The sequence below is a fragment of the Paenibacillus senegalimassiliensis genome (assembly GCF_001486585.1).
GTDB lineage: Bacteria > Bacillota > Bacilli > Paenibacillales > Paenibacillaceae > Fontibacillus > Fontibacillus senegalimassiliensis.
Window position 1 is genome coordinate 817167 of sequence record NZ_LN909046.1, and the last position, 20882, is coordinate 838048.

The window sequence follows — 20882 nt, forward strand, 5'->3', positions numbered from 1 at the left end:
GGGAATATAACTTATGTATGAGAGCAATCAGTCATGGGCCAAAGGCATTGCCTTGGGTTTGGCGGCGGGAACGGTTCAGGTTCCCTTCCCGCTGCTGCTTCATTATCGCAAGCTGGGCCTGAGTGACATGGAGGCCATGTTGCTCATTCAGTTGTTGACTTTTCAACAGGCGGAGCATAATGAATTTCCATCTATTGAGCAACTGGAGTACCGGATGGAGACGGGGCCTGGTATGATCGCTCCCATCCTTCGCCGCTTATTGAAGGATGGCTGGCTCAGAATTGACGAGAACACTGATGAATTGACCGGCATTCGCTCGGAGCGCTATAATTTGACGGGAATGTACGATCAACTTGGCCGTTTCCTGGCCGAGAACTCATCTTCCTCTGGGCAGCGTAAAGTAACGGAACCCGTTAAGGATGTTGGCCGGGAAGAGGAGCAGGAGCGCAACCTGTTTGTCATATTTGAGAAGGAATTCGCCCGTACGCTATCTCCCATGGAGTTCGAAACGATCTCCGGCTGGGTCGATCAAGATCGTTACCCTGAGGAGCTAATTCTGTTAGCCTTGAAGGAAGCGGTATTTGCTGGCAAGGTACACTTTCGTTATATCGACAGGATTTTGCTGGAATGGAGCCGCAACCGGGTGCGTACAGCCGAGGATGCCAAGGCATATACACAACGTTTTCGTAGCAATTATCGATGATCCTACAACCAGGAATGACTACTGTAACATGCAGTGGAGGTTCCTGGTTTTTTCTTTGCTCATTTTACATACTTATGGAACTCAGAACACACTAATCACGCATTAACATCGTATGCTGGGAGAAGAAATTAGAGGTTAGACGAATTTGAAGCTGGGGGTAGTTGTTGATGCAAGGATGGATCATCTATAAAAGCTCGGTGAATGACGTGAAGCCGGAAACGTATGAATTGCAGCGATTGGTCGAAGAGGCTAACAAGCAAGATATTGATGTGCGGGTTCTTTCCCCTGAGCAGTTAGAGCTGATTGTGACCAGAGATGATCGCAAAAGTGTGATGGTTGATGGGGAAGTAGTGCAGCTTCCTGATTTTGTATTGCCTCGGATGGGGGCGAACACCAATTACTTTGGCCTGGCGTTAATTCGGCACCTGGAGCGATTAGGAGTGCGTACCTTCAATTCCGCTCAAAGCATCGATACTGTAAAGGACAAGCTGTTCACCTTGCAAATCCTGGCCGAATATAATTTGCCTGTGCCAAAGACAATGCTTATTCGCTCGAAGGTAGATGTTGATTTGGTAGAGAAACACCTGGGGTTTCCGGTAGTTGTGAAGACGATATCGGGATCACAGGGGAGCGGGGTATTTTTGGCCGAAACGAAATCTAAATTTACGGATTTATTAGAAATGATCAGTGCTTACAAAGAAAATGCTACTATGATCTTGCAGGAATTCGTGGAATCCAGTCGAGGCATGGACTTGCGGGTGTTGACGATTGGCGGAAGAGCCGTAGCGGCGATGAAGAGAAGCTCAGGCAATGATAGCTTTAAGGCTAATTTTTCTCGTGGTGGATTTGTGGAGCCTTATGAGATTAACCCGGAAATTGAATGGCTGGCTCTGGAAACGGCACGATTGCTAAATCTTGATATTGCTGGCATCGACCTGCTCTTTGACGGCGACCACTACAAAATTTGTGAGGCCAATTCCTCTCCTGGATTTGAAGGCTTGGAGTCGTGTTGTCAGGTTAACATCGCTGAAGAAATATATAATTTTCTAAGAGTAAGGTTAAACGTATTTCAATAAATGACGAATATTACCATCGCGTACAAGAGAGGTTTTTTGATACGCTCATAGGAGACAGACTGTAGTGAAGCAAAAAAATGTTGTGTTTTGGGGATTTCTTATATTGATGATGACCCTAGGCGCCAGCGATAGTTTGCGAGGCGTCTTTTCTGTGATCTTTACTGAGCACTTTAATCTGACGACAAACCAGGCGGCTCAAATTGTGACGGTCAGCTATGCGGGTAACCTTGTTTTTTTGCTGATTGGTGGCAGATTAACAGACCGGTTCCCACGCAAAACAGCGATGCTAGCCATGCTGCTGATCTGGATGCTGGCCTTATTATTATTTATAGTTAGCGATAACTTCTATATTGTCTTAATCGGGATGTTCTTTGCTATGGGAGCATCCACCTTGCTGAGCACGACGATTAATATTGTGACACCCTTGTTATTTGCGACCACACCTGGACTTGCCGTAAATTTCTTGTTTTTTGTGCAAGGGGTGGGTACAAGCGGAAGTCAGAGTCTGACGGGAAATTTGGCATCAGATTTCTACGATTGGAAGATAACCAATGCGCTCTTGCTTGGTCTGGGTCTGGTGGCTTTCTTGCTCATTATGATGAATCGGGTTCCTGATCATCGCATTCATGGACAAGCAGGAGCAGATGAACCGGGAAAGTACAGATTCAAGGATATACTAGCCAACCGTTCCTTTATACCGGTGGTGCTGTTATTTGGCTTTTATTTTATAGCCGAGCATGGGATTATGAATTGGCTGGTAGCTTATGGCACGCAGCATTTGGCTTTATCCAAGGGGACGGCAGCAAATGCACTAGCGATTTTTTTTGGCGGAATTACAGCGGGACGTTTAATTTTCTCACCGCTTATTGATAGATTGGGCATTCATCGAAGTATTACGATATTTACCTTGGGAGCAAGCCTCTTGTATGTGGCTGGAATTTTAGGCGGTGCTTCCACCCTATGGTTGCTGAGCGCAAGTGGGCTGTTTTTCTCGATTTTATATCCGACGATGGTCATGATGCTTCAGTCTATTTTCCCTGCAAGTATGATCTCCACAGCAACGGGGGCTGTCATTAGTGTGGCATCGTTATTTGATATCGGATTTAATATTTTCTTCGGTAAAATGGTAGATCTGGTTGGCTACGAGCGTAGCTTCCTGGTCCTGCCAGCCAGCATGTTACTATTTGCAATCATCTATTTCAGTTTCGTACGGGAACGGGGCAAAAGCTTCAAAAAAATTTGACGGGATATGCAGGGGTAAGGCGGAGGGGTGTCGTCTATTTAGTTGGGAGGAGGGGAGAGTCATCGATGAAGCATCATTTATATTAAGATTCCAGCAGGGCGAGCATAACGTATTTCCGTGGCTGGTTCGTGAATATGGAACCTATATATACCGGGTTGCCTATTCCGTACTGCATGATGCGAAGGAAGCGGAGGATGCAGCCCAGGAAACCTTCCTGCAAATATATAAATCTCTCCCGAATTACCGTTCCCGAGGGTTGAAAACGTGGATGACTCGTATTGCCGTCAATAAGTCGATTGATATTAAGCGCAAGCGGGATCGCCGTCAGGAGGAGCAATGGGACCCTGCCGATCTTGAAATGCAGTTACCCGGAGAAGTGGATGATCATATCATAGGGTTGCTGGAAGCCGAGCGGAACCAGGAACTACGTGAGAAGATCGAGCGATTGCCGGAGGGACACCGCCGCATTGTTACGGAGTTCTATCTGGAAGGCAAGAGCCATGAACAGATTGCCCAAGAGTCTGGCGTGACGATGAAGACGGTAGAATCGAAATTATATCGGGCTAGAGCTTATATCCGAGATCACTGGCCGAAGGAGGAATGGGGATGAGTGGCAAGAAGGATACCGAGCAAGCCTTGTGGGATGGCTATATCAGCGGCACTATGGACCGGGAAGACGAGGAGCGCCTGGAGGCGTTGCTGTTGCAGGATGAACAGGCGTTCAAGGCCTATGCTTCCGTACTCTCTTCCCAGGAATCCACGCTGCCGGGGCCGGAAGATGAGGAACTTTATTTGCAAAGGTTATTAGGTGCAATTCCACAGGAGAAAGCTAAGCCTGTACATTCAGAACGCAGAAAAACGTGGAGCAGACATCCATTATTTCATTACGCCGTGGCGGCCGCCATTACCGTGCTGCTGATGGGATGTGGGTTATTTGACCAATTGTCATCAGGAACCAGTGAGTGGATACATCGTCCTCAGCAGGATGCTCCGCTGAGTGAGCGAATGCTGGATATGACTGTGAAATGGGTCGATACGTGGAGACGTTAGCCAAGACTTAGAACAATAGCGTCTGTGAATAAAGAAAGGAAGGATGAACATGCCTTATCAACGCAGCCGAATGCTGGCATGCATACTAAATTTGATCCCGGGCTTCGGGCATTTATATTGGGGAAGAAAGTTTAAGGGAGCGGCCTACCTAATCCTGCTGTTTGGAGGATTGCTGTTTGGCGTTGTAGTGAGTTTGCTTGCACACAGTGAGGAGCTTTTCTTTATTACCTTGATTTGTGCAGCCATTCTATGGGGGATATCGATGCTGGATTTGTTAATTACGATGCTTCGTGATCCGCAAGTGCCCTCAGGAGGATATGATCCGGCGATTGCTCCTTCACATGCAGGAATGGAACAAGAGAAGTTCTTTACCATATTGCTGTCTTTTGTGCCGGGGCTGGGTCATTTCCAACTTGGTCTGATGCAGCGGGGATTGTCTTTTCTAATTTCCTTCTTTGGTGTCATTACCATGATGTTTTTTATTACCGGAGTGACCGGAGAATCGGTATTTCTGCTACTGCTTGGCTTGCTGCCGATTATCTGGCTATACTGCATGTTTGATGTGGTACAACTTGTGCACCGGAAGCAGGCGGGTGAGCTGCTGCTTGATCGATCTTTGCTTGATGAATGGGAGCAAGGACGCGTGGAAGGGCGGCGCAGCAAGGTGCTGGCCACGTTATTGTCGGCATTTCCCGGCGCAGGTCAGATGTATCTGGGTCTACAGAAGCGGGGCTTGCAAATGATGGTGCTGTTTCTGGGAAGCTTTTATGTTATTGATGTACTGCGACTTTCCGTGTTTCTATTCGTAGTTCCGGTCATTTGGTTCTATTGCTTCTTTGATGGGCTACAACAGACTAGTAGGTATGGAATTCTGCCGATGGAGGATCAGCCGTTAATGGAGATGCGTGGACGTTACCAGCATTGGCTGGGTGTTGTTCTTGTTATTCTGGGGATTTATTTCATCGGGATGGAGCTACTGGTACCCTGGCTGAATTCCTTGTATCCCGAGCTTCGCTTGTACTTCCGTATCGACCAGTATCTTCGTCCGGTCATTGTGTCCATATTGCTGATTGGCGGAGGGATCAAGTTGCTGGCTGTTCATAAGCGGCAAATTCGGAGCAGATACGACGAGGAATTGTAGGAATTGTAATAGGCTGGATTTCATAGAGAGAAGATGCCCATGGGATATTTATTACACCGCAAGAAGTGAATTAGCTGCTATATTTGTAACTTATCCGCCAGGTCACCCGTATGTTAATCGTTGCAGGCGATCAGTAACTGCAAAATAGACTGCTTTTTGCTAAATCCCATGGGAGGTACACCATGAATAATTGGATTACGGAATTTATGGAGCAGTTTGGCTATTTTGGCGTTTTCCTGCTCATCGCTCTGGAGAACGTATTTCCCCCGATTCCATCGGAGGTGATTCTGACATTCGGAGGCTTCATGACCACCTACACTAGCCTGACGATACCAGGTGTAATTATCGCTTCGACATTAGGTTCGGTGCTGGGCGCCGTGATTCTGTACGGTGTTGGTTATTTGGTCAATGTAGACCGGCTGGAGGGCTGGATTAATCGTTATGGACGGTTCTTGCGACTGACGAACGAGGACATTCGCCGGGCAGACCGATGGTTTGAACGCTATGGTTATTGGACAGTGCTGTTCTGCCGTATGGTACCTTTGATTCGGAGTCTGATCTCGGTGCCTGCCGGGATGGCGAAGATGAAATTCGGCTTGTTCTTGCTGTTTACCACCATTGGTACGCTGATCTGGAATATCGCGCTCGTGTGGGTTGGGGCGGCTGTTGGGGGCTCCTGGGAAAAAATCGTTGAATTTATGGATGTCTATTCCACCATTGCCTATATTGTCATTGCCATCGGGGCAATATGCCTGCTACTGTTATGGTTGCGCAAGCGCAGGATCAACACCGCGCAGCAACATAACAGCCAGGAAAATCAGGGATAGGTTAAGGGAGATGTAGGTACGATGAGTTTTTGGGAAATTATGAAGGCTATCATATTGGGCCTGGTAGAAGGATTGACGGAATTTGCCCCTGTTTCTTCTACGGGGCACATGATTATCGTGGATGACATGTGGCTGCAAACCGAGCAACTGCTCGCGTCAAAGTATGTGGCTAATACATTTAAAGTAGTTATTCAGCTAGGTTCTATTTTGGCCGTACTGGTCGTATTTCGCAATCGATTCATCGACTTGCTTGGTCTGTCGCGCTTTATGCCTGGACGACGTGTATCTGAGGGACCAAGGCTCAAGCTGATGCAGGTGATTGTTGGTCTGATCCCGGCTGGTATTCTTGGATTGCTGTTCGAGGATTTTATCGATGAGCATTTATTCTCTACATCGACGGTGCTGATTGGTCTGGTAGTGGGCGCGCTGCTGATGATTGCCGCAGACCGGTTTAGACCAAAGCGTATACATACGGAGACGGTGGATCAAATAACGTACAAGCAGGCCTTAATGATTGGACTGTTCCAGTGCATATCCATCTGGCCTGGCTTTTCCCGCTCCGGCTCGACAATTTCAGGCGGGGTGCTGCTTGGTTTAAGCTATCGGGCGGCGGCAGACTTCACCTTTATTATGGCAGTGCCAATTATGGCTGGAGCCAGCGCATTATCATTAATGAAGAACCTGCAATATTTTACGCCGGAGGTTCTGCCGTTTTTTATTTTCGGTTTTATTAGCGCCTTCGTGTTCGCGCTATTGTCTATCCGCTTCTTCCTGAAGCTGATTGATCGAATCAAGCTGTTGCCCTTTGCGATTTACCGCATTGTGCTTGCCATCTTGATTTGGGTTATTTACTTCTAAGTTTCAACTATGGCTAAGGCCCTCCTCGTGGAAGATGACGGGGAGGGCCTTTATTTATATCTATAACATTATCCGCAGGTACAGTTCAGCACGGGCTTGCGTGCGGCTCGGGTTTCGTCCAGGCGAGTCACTGGCGTTGTATGTGGAGCGTTGTGCAGCATCTCGGGGGCCGTCTTGGCCTCTTCGGCAATTGCAATCATGACCTCGATAAAGCCATCCAGTGTCTCCTTGCTTTCCGTTTCTGTCGGTTCAATCATGATGCATTCCTCTACATTTAGTGGAAAGTAGATGGTTGGCGGGTGGTAACCGAAGTCCAGCAAGCGCTTGGCGACATCAAGGGTCCGCACGCCGTAGGGCGTGAGACTGCTGCCTGACATAACAAATTCATGCTTGCAATGTTGCCCGGGATAGGGCATGTCGTAATACGGCGCCAACCGTGCCATCATATAGTTGGCGTTCAGTACGGCATCCTCCGATACCTGACGCAGTCCATCCGGACCAAAGCTGCGAATGTAAGCATAGGCACGGACCAGAATGCCAAAGTTGCCGTAGAAGGCTTTAACCCGACCAATAGAGTGTGTAGATACGGTATTGCCTTCTCCCTCCGCGCCGTGCTTCTCCGCCCGGCTCCCAGCGATGGCATAATGACCTTGATCGTCCTTGACAACCAAAGGCTCTGGCAGGAAGGGAATCAGCCGTTGCTTCACGCCAACCGGTCCTGCACCGGGTCCGCCACCCCCATGCGGAGTGCTCATCGTCTTATGCAAATTGAGATGCACCACATCAAAGCCCATATCCCCCGGGCGCGTAATACCCATGATAGCATTGGAATTGGCGCCATCATAATACAATAATCCTCCGGCTTGGTGCACAATATCGGCAATCTCTACAATATGCTCCTCAAATAAACCAAGCGTATTCGGGTTGGTGAGCATCAGTGCAGCAGTATCATCACCGACGGCAGCTCGCAGGGCTTCCAAATCAACCATTCCATTGGCTGTTGAAGGGATGGTTACCGTTTGAAATCCGGCTACAGAAGCACTTGCCGGGTTGGTGCCATGAGAGGAATCGGGAACAATGACCTTGGACCGTTGCTGCTCACCGCGGCTTTCATGAAAGGCACGTATCATCATCAGTCCGGTCCATTCGCCGTGGGCACCAGCGGCGGGTTGCAGGGTCATGGCATCCATACCGGTAATTCCGGCCAGGTCCTGTTGCAGGGTATACATCAGTTGCAGAGCGCCCTGCACGCTTTCTTCCGGTTGATAGGGATGAATCTTGGCAAAGCCGGCATAACGGGCTACGTCCTCGTTGACTTTGGGATTGTATTTCATAGTGCAGGAGCCCAGAGGATAAAATCCGTTATCTACGCCAAAATTGCGACGGGAGAGGGCTGTGTAGTGCCGGATGACGTCTACCTCATAGACTTCGGGAAAAGCCAGGCCTTCCTGGCGTAACATCTTCTCTGGAATCAGATTCTCCTTGGCCATGGCGGGAACGTCGCAAGGGGGTAAGGAATAGCCGATTCGCCCGGACCGACTTCGTTCAAAGATCAGCCTTTCTTCCGAACTGTTCTCTCTCATGTTGAGCATATCCATTCCTCCATAACCTTGGTAAATTGGTCGATTTCCGCTTTGCTGCGTTTTTCAGTGACAGCAATCAGAACGTGATTTGGTAGTTCAGGATAGCTACGGCCCAGATCATAGCCACCAATGAAGCCTTCCTCAAGCAGCTTGCGTTGAAGTAGCTTGGGATCGACTCCTTCAGGCAGCCGGATGACGAACTCATTGAAAGTGGCAGCCTGAAAGGCTAAGTCGACCCCCGGTATTGAGGTGAGACGGGTTTTGGCATAATGGCTCTTCTGCAGGTTCAGCTCCGCCACATCATTCATGCCTTGTTTGCCCATGACTGACAAATATACAGAGGCTGCCAAAGCAAGCAGAGCCTGATTCGAGCAGATGTTGGAGGTAGCCTTCTCGCGGCGGATATGTTGCTCGCGGGCTTGCAGTGTCAGCACAAAGCCACGCTTGCCATTCCGGTCGGTCGTCTGTCCGACAATTCTTCCAGGGATGCGGCGCATATAGGGCTCCGCTACAGCAAAGAACCCACAGGTGGGGCCGCCGAAGGAGGGCGCAATACCTAAGGGCTGCGCATCGCCTACTACAATATCGGCGCCTAGCCTGCCGGGAGCTTCCAGCAGACCCAGGGAGAGTGGATTGCTGCTAACAACCAGCAGGCCCCCGTGGTCATGTACCAATTGTCCGATAGCCTGGATATCCTCCAGCGAACCCAAGAAATTCGGATGCTGTACCAGTACGGCGGCGGTATCGCCGGAGATGGCGGAAGCGAGTGCCTCTTGATCGATGACCCCGTCATGCCAGCCAATCTCAACGATGTCAAGGCCAAGGCCACGGGCGTAGGTGGCTAGCACCTCCCGAGCTTCAGGATGCACAGTGCGGGCTACGATCAACTGCTTGCGCTTGGTGGCAGCAGCGGCTAGCGATCCGGCCTCGGCCAGTGCGGTCGCCCCGTCGTACATGCTGGCGTTGGCGACTTTGAGTCCGGTAAGCTCACAGATATACGATTGAAACTCAAAGATGGCCTGCAATTCGCCCTGGCTGATCTCTGGCTGGTAGGGGGTATAGGCGGTATAGAACTCGGAACGGGATACCACATGCTGAATAACAGAAGGGATATGGTGATCGTAAATTCCCGCACCTAGAAAGCTGGTGTAACGGTCGCTATCGGCATTGCGGTTCGCCAAGGCGGCCATGTGTCGGGTCAGTGAATACTCATCCAAACGGGAGGATATGGGGAGTTCTCCCTGAAAGCGGATCGACCCCGGAATATCCGCGAATAAGGTCTCTACGGAATCAATCCCGATAGTGTGGAGCATCTCGTTGCGATCCTGCTCGGTTAATGGCAGATAACGATGTTTAGGCATAAGTTCAAGGCAACTCCTTTCAGTGCTGCTTGGCAGCGCGGTTTCGTTGATAGAAGGGCAGGGGGATGATTTTGGCTTGTAGCCGTCGTCCGCGTATCTCTACTTCAACAAGATCATCAATATTGGCGTAAGAGCGGTTTACCAGGGCCAAGCCGAGGTTGACTTTCAAAGTAGGAGACTGTGTCCCTGTCGTGACTTCTCCAATCGCGGCTTCCGTTCCGGCAGCATGAACTGGGTAGTGGGCTCTTGGAATTCCGCGGTCAATCATCTCTAAGCCAACCAGACTTCGGGGAATTCCTTCCTCCCGCTGTTTGATCAACGCTTCGCGTCCGATAAAATCTCCACAATTCCACTTGATGAAGCGAACAAGCCCGGCTTCAAGCGGAGAGATACTTGCACTCAGCTCCTGGCCGTAAAGTGGCAAGCCAGCCTCAAAGCGAAGCGTATCTCTTGCACCAAGCCCGGCGGGAAGCAGTCCTGCAGGTTCGCCCGCTTGCATCAGCGCATCCCATAGCGCCGGGGCATTCTCCGCTGCCACATATAGCTCGAAGCCGTCTTCGCCGGTATATCCGGTACGCGATAATAGGGCGGGGATGCCATCCACAAGAGCATCAGGGACAAAGGTGAAGGGCCGTAGGGAAGCGGGCTGTGTTCCGTCACATAGGGGAGTCAGTATGGACTCCGCCAGGGGGCCCTGCAAGGCCAGCAAGGCGGTGTCAGCCGATGCGTTACGGAGAGCCACGCCTTCATCGGGGACATGCTCTACCAGCCACTCCCAGTCCTTATCTATGTTGGAGGCGTTAACGACCAGCATGTATCGGTCCTGCTCCAGCATATAAATCAACAAATCATCCACGACACCACCATCCGGATAGCAAAGGAAGGTGTATTGCGCTTTGCCGGGCTTAAGCAAGCTTACATCATTGGTTGTCAACTGCTGCAAGAAGCCTCCAGCTTCAGGGCCCTCCACGTAAAACTCCCCCATATGTGAAACATCAAACAGGCCGGCACACTCACGAACAGCTTCATGTTCTTTTTGAATACCGCTAAATTGCACCGGCAGCTCCCACCCGCCAAAATCGATGCATCTGACCCCCTCGTAACGGGCATAACGGGAAAATAACGGGGTTCGTAGCAATTGGGGTTCAGTCATTTTCATCACCTCATGGGCCCGCAGGCCGTATTTTCTGTGATTACCGTTCAACGCAAAAAGGACAGGCAAAGAAATTCCGCATGCCTGAGGCATGACGGTCTTTCTCGGCTCTGTCCCTTGTACCTGAGAGTTACCCTGTTCAGACTCAGGCGAAAAAAGAGTCTACATACAGGTTACCCCTTGGGTGATTCGCTCTAAACCAACGTCCTGTGCGAATTCTCTCCAGAGATGCGTCCGGCAGAAGTCCTTTTGCCTGAGAGATTCACCGTATGACGGCTTGCTCCTTCGGCGTTACAATGCACTGCTGCATGTAATCTCTCCTTCTGCCTTCAACCGCGACGTATACATCTCATTAATACCTTAAATTTCTTGTTGATGTCAAGAAACTTATCACAAAAATTAAAAATAGAAAATGATCTCTCATGGATCTGTTGAGGTTTGGGGGAAAGCCGATTCAGAAGGTGAAAGAAAAGGGTATATTCTACTTGGGAGATTCCAGCCCGAAGCTTCAAGACACAGGCCGCCATGCTGTTACAAAAATTACAAGCGCATCGCGAGAAACGGATGGAGGAGTTTATATGAGTGTGTTATTTTCCAAATACGGCATTCTCATTACCAAGAAAAACGGACGGTACTTGCTTAGTTACGATGATGGGGGCTTGTTCGTTCGTTATCGCACCATTGAAGTAACGCCGGAAGAGGCGGAGAAGGCCATGCAGAGCCCGGAGGAGGCGTATGAGGTATTGATCACCATACGAAACCGGGAGCGTAGCGAAAAAGAAAAGCGGCAATAAAGAATTGTCGAAAAATAGAATTGCATGTTAAGAAATATGTCGTATTTTTGAGAGGAAAAGTTTATTTCCCCAGATTTGATCTCATTTAGACGTCAACTTCTTATATTTGTGTTAATATTCTTGACACGAAGGCCGGGTTTGTCATAATCTGAACGTAAAATAGGCATAGGGTGGACGAGACCAGTCGGTAGAGGAGGAAAACACTTGGCTAATGAGATCAGGGAACAGGTAGCTTACAGTGACGAGCATGAATGGGTATTGGACTTGGGGGACGGGACCGTAAAGATCGGGATTTCGGATGTGGCCCAGCATCGCCTGGGCGATATTGTGTTTGTGGAACTGCCGGACCTAGGGCAAGAAATCGAGGCGGACGATGTTATTGGAACGATTGAATCCGTCAAGACGGTGGCTGATTTGTTCACTCCGGTTAGCGGAACCGTCCTTGAAATCAATGGGGAGCTGGAAAGTGCACCGGAGCTTGTTAATGAGGAGCCTTATGATGGGGGCTGGATGGTGCATATCCGGCTGAAGGAGGACCCGAACATCGCCTTGTCCAGATTGATGGATGCCAAAGCGTATGCGGCATTTGTGGACAGATAGATCAAGCGGGTCCGGTTTGCGAATACGACCAACAAGAGGTTCGCCTCTCGGGTTATCAGCAACCTGAGACGAACCTCTTGTTTGGCTTGCACTTTATTTGGCAGGTAGCAGCAGGGACCGATACAGTACCTCAGAAATAAATTCCATGGCTTCAAGCCGCAATTTGGCTTGTTGAATGGTATCTCCCCAAACATACATACCGCCACCTCGCAACAACAGTACCGGAATGCGGGTATCGACGACTTGGGGGAGCTGTTGTATAGCAGGGAGGGAGCTATTGTTGGACAAGACCGGTATGCGAATTTCAGCCGCTTCCTCCCATATCCCAAGCTGCTTAATCAACTCGAAGCCTTGAGCATGGACGTAGCCGTCATCCCCGTAATAATTACTCATGACACTGCCGAACACGGTATGCGCATGGATAATTGCTTTACAGCCCGACATGCGATACAACTTGGCATGAAGGGGGATATCGTCGCTGGGAAGCAGACGGGTTGAATGGTAGGGAGAACCGGTAGAATCAGCAAATAGAAAGTGTCCCAGGGAGGGAGGTTGGGCTTCTTCCCGGACATCTTGCTGAGCAGTAATCGCGAAATAGAACTCGTCCGGCTTGTAATCACCAACCCGAGCGGACAGGCTTCCGCTCGCTGCTGGAAGCTGACCGCAAGCTATTAATTGCTCCCTGACGTTCTCCAGATCCCTTAGAGCCTGTTGCTTCTCTTCCAGCGTTATGGCTTCGAACTCCATCGGTCTCCCCTCCCGTTATTGCTGTGATGAGCAGCTTACAGCAAGGCTTGCTTCACGGCCTCTCCCATCTCCAGGGAGCGTTCGGCAGCCCGGTGTACGGCTGCTTTGACACTCGTCTGGAAGCCGCCGGAGGTAAGTACGCCGATAGCAGCTTGTGTGGAACCATTTGGAGAAGTGATATCCGCACGAAGCTTTGCGGGCTCTTCGCCGGTCTCTTGCATCATCAATGCAGCGCCAAGCACTGTCTGCACGGTCAACTCACGGGCTTGTTCCGGCGAGAGGCCACCCTCAATGCCTGCGGCAATCATGGCTTCCATCATATAATAAACATATGCTGGTCCACTCCCGGATACGCCAGTCAGAATTTCCATTTGTTGCTCGGGAATGACGCTGACGATGCCTACGGCTTCAAACATGGAGAGCGCTTGGGCCCGGTGTACCGCCGTCGCTTCAGGCGAGAAGGAGATCCCCGTTGCACCATAGCCAATAGAACTGGACGTATTGGGCATGGTGCGAGCGATGGCCACCTTACTGCCCAGCAAAGCTTGCATCGTGGAGATGGACAAGCCCGCAATCAAGGAGACGACCAGTTGATCCTCGCGGAGCAGCGGGCCAAGAGCGCCCAACGCCTCACCTGCATCCTTCGGCTTCATGGCCAGCACGATGATCGAGGCTTGTTGTAATTGTTGCTGCTTGCTATCTTCATCGTGGGCCGTTACAACGCCGTATTGCTCGGATAGGAAGGCCAGCCGTTCTTGGTTGGAACGGTTCAGCATAATAATACGGTCGGCTTGGGCCACCTGCTTATGCAGGAGCCCGCGTACAATGGCTTCGGCCATGGAGCCCGCTCCATAGAAGCATATTGAAGCGGAAGCTAGAGATTCATTGGAATTCATAGATAGATGACCTCCCGGATGTAAGATATGAACAGAGGGGCGATCCAGGCATTATTGCCGGATCTGACCGTTCCCCTGAATGATGTATTTGCTCGAAGTCAAGGCGTTTAAGCCCATAGGACCCCGGGCGTGAAGCTTCTGCGTACTGATACCAATTTCGGCTCCAAAGCCAAATTCGAAGCCATCGGTAAAGCGAGTGGAGGCATTATGATATACGGCTGCAGCATCGATCTCCTGCTGGAAGCGCTCCGCCAGAGTAGAGTCCTCTGTAACGATGCATTCCGAGTGCTTGGTGCCATACCTTGAGATATGCTCCAGCGCCTCTTCCAGGTTACTGACGATCTTGACGTTCAGGATATAGTCATTATATTCTGTCGCATAATCCTGCTCTGTAGCGGGAACAACCCAAGGCACCAGGCGTGTGGTCGCTTCACAACCTCTAAGTTCAACATTCGCCTCCTTGAAGCGCTCCGCCAAATTCACCAAATGCTGCTGGGCAAAGGCTTCATGAACAAGTAAGGTCTCCATCGCATTGCAGACGGAAGGTCGTTGTACCTTGGCATTCAGGGCGATCGCCGTGGCCATCTCCACTTGGGCGGTGGCATCAAGATACGTGTGGCAAATGCCAGCACCTGTCTCAATGACAGGAACCGTAGCGTTCTGTACGACATTCTGAATCAAGGAACTGCCCCCCCGCGGTATGATTACGTCCAGCAAGCCGTTCAGCTTAAGCATTTCGTCGACGGACGAACGATTGGGGTCCTCGATGAGTTGCACCGCATCCGGTGGAAGCGCAGTTCCAGCCAATGCCTGATGGATGATCTCCACAATCTTGCGGTTGGAGGAGAGGGCGGAGGAGCCACCGCGAAGAACAACGGCATTGCCTGTCTTCAGACATAAACCCATAGCGTCTACGGTAACGTTGGGCCGCGCCTCATATATGATTCCTATGACGCCAATGGGTACGCGGCGCTTCACGATGTGTAGGCCGCTTGGCCGGTCCAGCGTTTCCAAAATTTCGCCCACAGGATCGGGTAGGGCGACGATTTGCCGCAATCCTTCGGCAATGCCTGCAATACGGTCCGGGGTCAATGTCAGCCGATCCAGCATGGAAGCCGAAGTGCCTTGTTCTTTGCCGCGCTGAAGATCCTCGGCATTCGCTTCAATGATGGCACCAGTTCCATTCACCAAGCCTTCGGCTGCTGCCAGCAACGCTTCGTTCTTTTGCGCCGTTGTTAATCGGTTCAGTTCCGCGACAGCCCCTTTGGCCAATGTTGCTTTTTGTCTCACTTCGCTCATGATATAACCTCCTCTAATGTATTCAGGATTTCAATGAAATCCATTCATCCCGATGAATGACCTCCAAGCGGTGAACGACTTCCATCTTCTTGACCACTTCTGCACTGGGCAGTCCCAGGATGCCAAGAAGCTGTTCCGTATCATAGTTCACGATGCCTCGTCCCAGTACCTCACCCTCCAGATTCACCACCTCAACGACGTCACCTGTATGGAAGTGTCCTTGGGCAGCCTTCACTCCTACCGGCAGCAAGCTACATCCCCCATGAATCATGGCTTCCTCTGCTCCAGCATCAATAGTTAATGTGCCGATTGGGATAGAGAAGAAGCCTAACCATTGCTTCTTCCGCGGAATGGCAGCTCCATGTGCTTCAAAGTAAGTCCCTTGTCCGTTGCCGAGCAGGGCAGCCAGCAAATCGCCTGACTGGGCAATCCGGCCAACGAAGATGGGAATGCCGCCGATCGAGGCGATTTTGGCCGCATCGATTTTGGAACGCATGCCACCTGTGCCCACCGATGAGCCTGCCCCTCCGGCAATGGCATAGATCTCGCCTGTAATTTCCGGAACATGACTAATCCGTGTTGCCGCAGGGTCTTTGCGGGGATCGCTGGTGTACAAGCCAGGCATATCCGTAAGAATCAGCAGTTGATCGGCCCGAATCAGGTTGGCGACGAGTGCGGAGAGGGTATCGTTGTCCCCGAACTTCAACTCGTCGAGGGAGACGGTATCGTTCTCATTAATGATGGGCAGCACGTTTCGCTGTAACAGCTCCTCGATGGCCATGCTGGCATTACCAGTCCGCTTGCGGTTCTGGAAATCGGCTCGGGTGAGCAGCACTTGCGCCCCCGATATACCGTGCTTGGCAAGTTCTTCCCGATAGGCCTGCATCAGAAGGGCCTGCCCGACGGCGGCCGCGGCCTGCTTCTCATGCAGCAGCTTTGGACGTTCGGGGTAACCGATCTCGCGGAAGCCGGCAGCAACGGCTCCCGAGGATACGAGCAACGGTTGATAGCCGCTTTGTATCAGCTTGGCAAGCTCAGCGGCAAAATAAGCCACGGCGTTTCGGTTCAACGCTCCTTCCGATGAAGTCAGTGAACTGCTTCCAATTTTGACAACGATGCGACGCAGCATGGTAATCACTCCTACAACTTGGTTAGATGATGTCTGTCCTTTGGAGGTTGTTCGCAAAAAACAAAAAAACTTCCGCCTTTGCATGCAAAGGACGAAAGTATGACTTCCGCGGTACCACCTTAATTGATGAGGTTCTCATCCGACTCGAATGCCCGTTAACAGGGGCGCTGTCCGGCTTGGAAGCCGGCCGCTCGGGGGTAGGGTTCGGAAAGGGCAAGCATGTAAATTCTCTCAGCCGGTGGAATTTACTCTCTTTGCGCTGCTATCTTTCTTACTGGTCCCGTCTTTGCGTTTGGACTCATATAAACGAAATTAATTAATGCTAGAATACCACGCGTTCGGCGCCATTGCAAAGGAAAGACGCAAAGAATTTAGTCCCGTCGGGGCATACGGATATTCGACGTCGAATTTACTCCTTGAGCCGCTTCGTTCTGGGAAGACGAGTTTTTGAACAACCTCGGATAGGTTGCGGAAGCTGCGAACTCCACCTATGATGTTAGCAAAGCCATAGCGAAGGGACGGGGAAAAACATGGGGAACGTAGTGAAGCAAGGCATGAATTGGCAGATTGCGCTAATTCAAAGCGATATTGCCCTGGGTCAGCCAGAGCTTAACAGGGAACATCTGGAGCAAGCAATGGAGCTTGCGATGTCGGCTTCGGAGAAGCCGGATGTTCTTGTTCTGCCGGAGATGTGGAACACAGGATATGCGCTCGCTGATCTGGAGCAATTGGCTGATCCTGACGGGCGGGATAGCCGAGCCTGGTTATCAGCATTTGCCCGCCGCCATAGTGTTCATATCGTGGGTGGGTCCATTGCCGAGCGGCGGGGAGAACGCATGTACAATACGATGTATGTCTTCAACCGCTTGGGTGAAAACATCGGTCGCTATTCCAAAATCCATCTGTTCCGTTTAATGGAGGAGGAGAAGCATCTGCACCCGGGTGAGGAAAACGTGATCTTCAAGATGGACGGTACACTTGCCGGCGCCGCTATTTGTTACGACATCCGCTTCCCGGAGCTTGCACGGACCTTGGCCTTGAAGGGAGCGAAGGTACTGTTCGTTCCGGCCGAATGGCCTCATCCCCGGCTGAATCATTGGCGAACACTGCTGATGGCCCGGGCCATTGAGAATCAGATGTACGTCATTGCTTGCAACCGGACGGGTCCGAGTGGCCAGAATGATTTCTTCGGGCACTCCCTCATCATCGACCCCTGGGGTGAAATCATCGCCGAAGGTGGGGAGGACGAGGCGGTCGTTCGCGGGGTTATCGATCTGTCGCTGGTGGAGCAGGTGCGCAGCAGCATTCCTGTTTTTACTGACCGCTGTCCGGCAACTTACGAATTATAGAGCGATTCCCGCTGTTCCATCGTGGCTTTGAAAGTATCGATGAATGCTTCGGCGGCCTTGGATAAATATCTTCCCTTGCGATACGCAATGACGAGGGTGCGGCTAGGAACGGGCTGGGTTAGTGGAAGATAGGACGGTATCAATTCACTGCGCTTCGCCCGAGCAATAAAGCGTGGCACCAGGGTAATCCCCATGCCTGCGGCCACGAGGGATTGCACCGTCTCCATATTGTTGCTTTCAAATACTACATTTGGCTCAAATCCGGCGCTACGGCACAGATCGACGGTAAGTTTGCGAAAGCCCTGGCCTTTTTTGAGTACGATGAATGCTTCGTCTCTTAATTCCTCCAGCGGGACGCCTTGTTCCCTAATGCCAGGGATGTTTGTTAGCCGGTGATCCGGCGGTACGGCCAAATCGATAATCTCTTCGCCAATGGGGACGTAGGAGAGCGTTGGTTCCTGTAATGGCAAGGATAAGAGGCTCAGGTCCGTGCTTCCGCCGGCGGTAAGCTTCTCCAGATTGAGTGAGGTGTCTTCCAGCAGGGTTACTCGGATATCGGGGTAATTCTGCTTGAAAGCGGGCAGCACATAGGGTAGCAGATGAGAGCCCGTGATTGGCATGCTCCCGATGACAACGCGTCCGGCGCGTAATTGGGAGATATCATCCATCTCCTGACGCAGTTCGGCAACGGCATCCATAATTCTCTGCGCGTGCTCAATGAAGCTGGCGCCGGCATAGGTTAATTCCACGGTGCTTGTATTGCGCTGAAAGAGCTTGACCCCAAGCTCCTGCTCTAACTTGGATAGCTGCTGGCTGAGCGAGGGCTGGGCGATATGCAGTTTGTCCGCTGCCCGGGAGAAATTTTTCTCTTCGGCAATTTGCAAAGTATATTGAAGCTGGCGTAATTCCATGACAATAACCCCTTTATTTTTCTCCGAGAATAACTTTTTGAGCTGTCTCTTTTTTGAGCTTCATCTTATAGCATATACCTATAAGCATAACATATTTAATAGGGGAAATCAGATGCATTTGTCTTGATGCCTTCTTACCCGGTATAATAAGGTCAAACAACAAAGGCTTGGAGGACGTCGGTTTGAAGAAGAACAAATGGTGGAGAGAAATTGGCGGCTGGGGCATATCCATTGTACTTGGCTTTGTGCTTAGCATGATTATCGGTATTTTTATTATCCAACCTTATAAAGTAGACGGGCATTCGATGGAGCCCACCCTCAGCGACAAACAGCGGATATATGCCTGGAAGTTCGCCCACGTACTAGAGAAGGCGCCTAAATTCGGCGATATCGTCATTATTGATAGCCGAGTGGAGCGAGATCGCACCTTCCTGGATGATGTTAAGGAACATCCGATTATTACCTGGATGTCTGGCAAAGATCACGATGTTTTCTATGTGAAACGAGTCATCGGTTTGCCGGGGGATACCATTGAGGTCAAGGACGGACAAGTATACCGCAATGGTGAACAGCTTCAGGAAACTTATATTAAAGAAGCGATGGACACTGGTGCGGCTCCGCAAATCTGGGAAATTCCCGATCAACATGTGTTTGTAATGGGAGATAACCGGAACAACAGCAATGATAGCCGCAGCATCGGTCCGGTGCCACTCGATCATGTTATGGGAATCGATTCTTTCTAAATTGGTCATGGCATAGCTTTAGTATCAACTGTTGCGATTTTTTAAGCTATTCGTTATGCTGAATTCAAACTAAATAAGAATGCGGGTGCTGGATGAAGTCCGGCTGAGATGAAGGCCTTGTGTCTTCGGACCGTTAATCTGATCCAGGTAATGCTGGCGTAGAGAACCTCATTCGAATTGTTCAAGCCATTCGTGTATTCTCGGATGGCTTTTTTGTATCGTTAACGAGGTGCAGAACGAGACAATTAGACTGCGAAGCTTGGTCAGCATCGCCCTGGAGCAAGGAGGCGTGAATGAAAGTGAAAGCTGAACGCACCGTGAACGAAGCGCAGACAGTGGTGGCAAGTGCAGGGAGCAATGTGTATATTTCGGGTGCCGCGGACGAACGTTATTCGCGGCAAATATTGTTCGCGCCGATCGGGACGCAAGGACAGCATAAGCTTGCCGAGCGCTCCGTGTCCATCATCGGCATGGGCGCCCTCGGCACGGTGCTGGCGAATCATATGGTCCGAGCAGGCGTTGGAAAGGTACGTATCGTCGATCGTGATTACGTGGAGCGCAGCAACCTGCAGCGGCAGATGCTGTATGACGAAGAAGACGCCGATTTGGCGCTTCCGAAAGTCATCGCGGCCGAGCGTAAGCTAAAGCGTATCAATTCATCGGTATCGATTGAAGCCATTATGGCCGATGTCACGCCAGCCAATGTACTGGAGTTCATTGAGAACACTGATTTGGTGCTGGACGGGACAGATAATTTTCAAACCCGGTTTCTATTAAATGACGCCTGCTACCATGAAGGGATTGCGTTCGTTTACGGTGGGGCGGTCGGTTCTCGCGGTATGAGCGCCATATTTGTACCGGGTCTGACCCCGTGCCTGCGCTGCCTGATCCCGTCTGCTGATTCCGGCGGGGAAACCTGTGATACAGTGGGCGTCATCTCGCCTGTTGTGGACTTGGTCGCTTCGTATCAGTCGGCCGAGGCACTAAAGTACCTCATTGGGGACGACAAGGCGAGGCGCGACAGCCTGATCTCCTTCGACGTATGGAATAACCACCAGCATATGCTGAAGCTGGGCCAGCCACGGGACAATTGTCCATGCTGCGGACTGAACAAATATCCGGCGTTGGAACGGGAAGGGGAAGCAACAATTTCCCTCTGCGGGCGTGATTCCGTCCAGATTGCTGGACACCCGCCGTTCGATCTGCACGTCTGGGCGCAGAAGCTGGAAAAGGCGATGCCCAACCTTAAGATGAATCCCTACTTGCTACGCGGTTTCTTGCCGGAAGGCGAGCGGCTTGTGCTGTTCGCTGACGGGCGTGTATTGGTGCAAGGAACGGCTGATCCGGCCAGAGCCCGGACGATTTATGCTCGGTATATTGGAGGATGAGGAATGCGGAAAACAAAGAAGGGACGAGAGA

21 protein-coding genes and 3 riboswitches are annotated in these 20882 nt (G+C 51.0%); of the genes, 13 read left to right on the plus strand and 8 right to left on the minus strand.

Annotated elements, in window-relative coordinates:
• Positions 1 to 13: 13 nt before the first annotated feature.
• The 8 genes from BN3279_RS17855 (at position 14) to BN3279_RS17890 (ending at position 6898) form a co-directional block, all read left to right on the plus strand.
• Positions 14 to 703, plus strand: a complete 690-nt coding sequence (locus BN3279_RS17855) for a DnaD domain-containing protein (RefSeq protein WP_059052598.1) — start codon at positions 14 to 16, stop codon at positions 701 to 703.
• Between the two features lie 167 nt (positions 704 to 870).
• Positions 871 to 1779, plus strand: coding sequence for an ATP-grasp domain-containing protein (locus tag BN3279_RS17860; RefSeq protein ID WP_059052600.1), 909 nt, complete (start codon positions 871 to 873; stop codon positions 1777 to 1779).
• A 64-nt stretch (positions 1780 to 1843) separates the two neighbouring features.
• A complete protein-coding gene (locus BN3279_RS17865) occupies positions 1844 to 3022 on the plus strand; it encodes an MFS transporter (protein WP_059052601.1) in 1179 nt (392 codons plus the stop codon).
• A complete protein-coding gene (locus BN3279_RS17870; protein ID WP_232436880.1) occupies positions 2964 to 3632 on the plus strand; it encodes an RNA polymerase sigma factor in 669 nt (222 codons plus the stop codon). The genes BN3279_RS17865 and BN3279_RS17870 overlap by 59 nt, the downstream gene beginning before the upstream one ends.
• Positions 3629 to 4072 (plus strand): hypothetical protein, encoded by a 444-nt coding sequence (locus BN3279_RS17875; protein ID WP_059052603.1) that lies wholly within the window; start codon positions 3629 to 3631, stop codon positions 4070 to 4072. Before BN3279_RS17870 ends, BN3279_RS17875 begins: the two co-directional genes overlap by 4 nt.
• Positions 4073 to 4121: 49 nt before the next feature.
• The gene (locus BN3279_RS17880) at positions 4122 to 5213 is read left to right on the plus strand and encodes a hypothetical protein (RefSeq protein WP_059052605.1); all 1092 of its coding nucleotides are present in this window, start codon (positions 4122 to 4124) and stop codon (positions 5211 to 5213) included.
• Positions 5214 to 5395: 182 nt separating this feature from the next.
• Positions 5396 to 6040: a DedA family protein gene (locus tag BN3279_RS17885; protein ID WP_059052607.1), complete on the plus strand. Its 645-nt coding sequence runs from the start codon at positions 5396 to 5398 to the stop codon at positions 6038 to 6040.
• Positions 6041 to 6061: 21 nt separating this feature from the next.
• Positions 6062 to 6898, plus strand: coding sequence for an undecaprenyl-diphosphate phosphatase (locus BN3279_RS17890; protein WP_059052608.1), 837 nt, complete (start codon positions 6062 to 6064; stop codon positions 6896 to 6898).
• Positions 6899 to 6966: 68 nt separating this feature from the next.
• On the opposite strand, the gene gcvPB is transcribed toward BN3279_RS17890, so the two are convergent.
• The 3 genes from gcvPB to gcvT are packed head-to-tail and all read right to left on the minus strand — an operon-like array spanning position 6967 to position 10995.
• Positions 6967 to 8490, minus strand: coding sequence for an aminomethyl-transferring glycine dehydrogenase subunit GcvPB (gcvPB, locus tag BN3279_RS17895; RefSeq protein ID WP_059052610.1), 1524 nt, complete (start codon positions 8488 to 8490; stop codon positions 6967 to 6969).
• Positions 8478 to 9842: an aminomethyl-transferring glycine dehydrogenase subunit GcvPA gene (gcvPA, locus tag BN3279_RS17900; protein ID WP_059052612.1), complete on the minus strand. Its 1365-nt coding sequence runs from the start codon at positions 9840 to 9842 to the stop codon at positions 8478 to 8480. The genes gcvPB and gcvPA overlap by 13 nt, the downstream gene beginning before the upstream one ends.
• A 19-nt stretch (positions 9843 to 9861) precedes the next feature.
• Positions 9862 to 10995, minus strand: coding sequence for a glycine cleavage system aminomethyltransferase GcvT (gene gcvT, locus BN3279_RS17905; protein WP_059052614.1), 1134 nt, complete (start codon positions 10993 to 10995; stop codon positions 9862 to 9864).
• A gap of 108 nt (positions 10996 to 11103) precedes the next feature.
• A riboswitch (glycine riboswitch) is annotated at positions 11104 to 11223 on the minus strand.
• A 3-nt stretch (positions 11224 to 11226) separates the two neighbouring features.
• Positions 11227 to 11328: riboswitch (glycine riboswitch) on the minus strand.
• A 245-nt stretch (positions 11329 to 11573) separates the two neighbouring features.
• Here gcvT and BN3279_RS23865 point away from each other — a divergent pair.
• Entirely contained in the window at positions 11574 to 11789 is a 216-nt protein-coding gene (locus BN3279_RS23865; RefSeq protein ID WP_148466865.1) for a hypothetical protein, read from the plus strand.
• Between the two features lie 204 nt (positions 11790 to 11993).
• The gene (gene gcvH / locus BN3279_RS17915; protein ID WP_059052618.1) at positions 11994 to 12389 is read left to right on the plus strand and encodes a glycine cleavage system protein GcvH; all 396 of its coding nucleotides are present in this window, start codon (positions 11994 to 11996) and stop codon (positions 12387 to 12389) included.
• Positions 12390 to 12482: 93 nt separating this feature from the next.
• Here gcvH and BN3279_RS17920 read toward each other — a convergent pair whose 3' ends face one another.
• Genes BN3279_RS17920 through proB form a run of 4 tightly spaced genes read right to left on the minus strand, consistent with a single transcriptional unit; the run spans position 12483 to position 16460 of the window.
• The gene (locus BN3279_RS17920; protein WP_059052620.1) at positions 12483 to 13136 is read right to left on the minus strand and encodes a class II aldolase/adducin family protein; all 654 of its coding nucleotides are present in this window, start codon (positions 13134 to 13136) and stop codon (positions 12483 to 12485) included.
• 35 nt (positions 13137 to 13171) lie between these two features.
• Entirely contained in the window at positions 13172 to 14032 is an 861-nt protein-coding gene (gene proC, locus BN3279_RS17925; protein WP_059052622.1) for a pyrroline-5-carboxylate reductase, read from the minus strand.
• Positions 14033 to 14083: 51 nt separating this feature from the next.
• A complete protein-coding gene (locus BN3279_RS17930; RefSeq protein ID WP_059052624.1) occupies positions 14084 to 15331 on the minus strand; it encodes a glutamate-5-semialdehyde dehydrogenase in 1248 nt (415 codons plus the stop codon).
• 22 nt (positions 15332 to 15353) lie between these two features.
• Entirely contained in the window at positions 15354 to 16460 is a 1107-nt protein-coding gene (proB, locus tag BN3279_RS17935) for a glutamate 5-kinase (protein WP_059052626.1), read from the minus strand.
• Between the two features lie 530 nt (positions 16461 to 16990).
• Here proB and BN3279_RS17940 point away from each other — a divergent pair.
• A complete protein-coding gene (locus tag BN3279_RS17940) occupies positions 16991 to 17809 on the plus strand; it encodes a carbon-nitrogen family hydrolase (RefSeq protein ID WP_059052628.1) in 819 nt (272 codons plus the stop codon).
• Here the strand turns inward: BN3279_RS17940 and BN3279_RS17945 are convergent.
• Entirely contained in the window at positions 17797 to 18720 is a 924-nt protein-coding gene (locus BN3279_RS17945; RefSeq protein WP_059052629.1) for a LysR family transcriptional regulator, read from the minus strand. The two genes, BN3279_RS17940 and BN3279_RS17945, sit on opposite strands and share 13 nt — an antisense overlap.
• A 182-nt stretch (positions 18721 to 18902) precedes the next feature.
• Between BN3279_RS17945 and lepB the strand changes: the two genes are divergently transcribed.
• Both lepB and BN3279_RS17955 read left to right on the plus strand, forming a co-directional pair.
• A complete protein-coding gene (lepB, locus tag BN3279_RS17950) occupies positions 18903 to 19463 on the plus strand; it encodes a signal peptidase I (protein ID WP_059052632.1) in 561 nt (186 codons plus the stop codon).
• A 71-nt stretch (positions 19464 to 19534) separates the two neighbouring features.
• Positions 19535 to 19645: riboswitch (TPP riboswitch) on the plus strand.
• Positions 19646 to 19756: 111 nt separating this feature from the next.
• Entirely contained in the window at positions 19757 to 20851 is a 1095-nt protein-coding gene (locus tag BN3279_RS17955) for a ThiF family adenylyltransferase (RefSeq protein ID WP_082673117.1), read from the plus strand.
• Positions 20852 to 20882: the final 31 nt, after the last annotated feature.

Excerpts from the sequence above, each read along its gene's own strand:
- BN3279_RS17855 (WP_059052598.1), top strand. The coding sequence starts at position 14 with ATGTATGAGAGCAATCAGTCATGGGCCAAAGGCATTGCCTTGGGTTTG.
- BN3279_RS17860 (WP_059052600.1), top strand. The coding sequence starts at position 871 with ATGCAAGGATGGATCATCTATAAAAGCTCGGTGAATGACGTGAAGCCG.
- BN3279_RS17875 (WP_059052603.1), top strand. The coding sequence starts at position 3,629 with ATGAGTGGCAAGAAGGATACCGAGCAAGCCTTGTGGGATGGCTATATC.
- BN3279_RS17880 (WP_059052605.1), top strand. The coding sequence starts at position 4,122 with ATGCCTTATCAACGCAGCCGAATGCTGGCATGCATACTAAATTTGATC.
- BN3279_RS17885 (WP_059052607.1), top strand. The coding sequence starts at position 5,396 with ATGAATAATTGGATTACGGAATTTATGGAGCAGTTTGGCTATTTTGGC.
- BN3279_RS17890 (WP_059052608.1), top strand. The coding sequence starts at position 6,062 with ATGAGTTTTTGGGAAATTATGAAGGCTATCATATTGGGCCTGGTAGAA.
- gcvPB (WP_059052610.1), bottom strand. The coding sequence starts at position 8,490 with ATGCTCAACATGAGAGAGAACAGTTCGGAAGAAAGGCTGATCTTTGAA.
- gcvPA (WP_059052612.1), bottom strand. The coding sequence starts at position 9,842 with ATGCCTAAACATCGTTATCTGCCATTAACCGAGCAGGATCGCAACGAG.
- gcvT (WP_059052614.1), bottom strand. The coding sequence starts at position 10,995 with ATGACTGAACCCCAATTGCTACGAACCCCGTTATTTTCCCGTTATGCC.
- BN3279_RS23865 (WP_148466865.1), top strand. The coding sequence starts at position 11,574 with ATGAGTGTGTTATTTTCCAAATACGGCATTCTCATTACCAAGAAAAAC.
- BN3279_RS17920 (WP_059052620.1), bottom strand. The coding sequence starts at position 13,136 with ATGGAGTTCGAAGCCATAACGCTGGAAGAGAAGCAACAGGCTCTAAGG.
- proC (WP_059052622.1), bottom strand. The coding sequence starts at position 14,032 with ATGAATTCCAATGAATCTCTAGCTTCCGCTTCAATATGCTTCTATGGA.
- BN3279_RS17930 (WP_059052624.1), bottom strand. The coding sequence starts at position 15,331 with ATGAGCGAAGTGAGACAAAAAGCAACATTGGCCAAAGGGGCTGTCGCG.
- proB (WP_059052626.1), bottom strand. The coding sequence starts at position 16,460 with ATGCTGCGTCGCATCGTTGTCAAAATTGGAAGCAGTTCACTGACTTCA.
- BN3279_RS17940 (WP_059052628.1), top strand. The coding sequence starts at position 16,991 with ATGGGGAACGTAGTGAAGCAAGGCATGAATTGGCAGATTGCGCTAATT.
- BN3279_RS17945 (WP_059052629.1), bottom strand. The coding sequence starts at position 18,720 with ATGGAATTACGCCAGCTTCAATATACTTTGCAAATTGCCGAAGAGAAA.
- BN3279_RS17955 (WP_082673117.1), top strand. The coding sequence starts at position 19,757 with ATGAAAGTGAAAGCTGAACGCACCGTGAACGAAGCGCAGACAGTGGTG.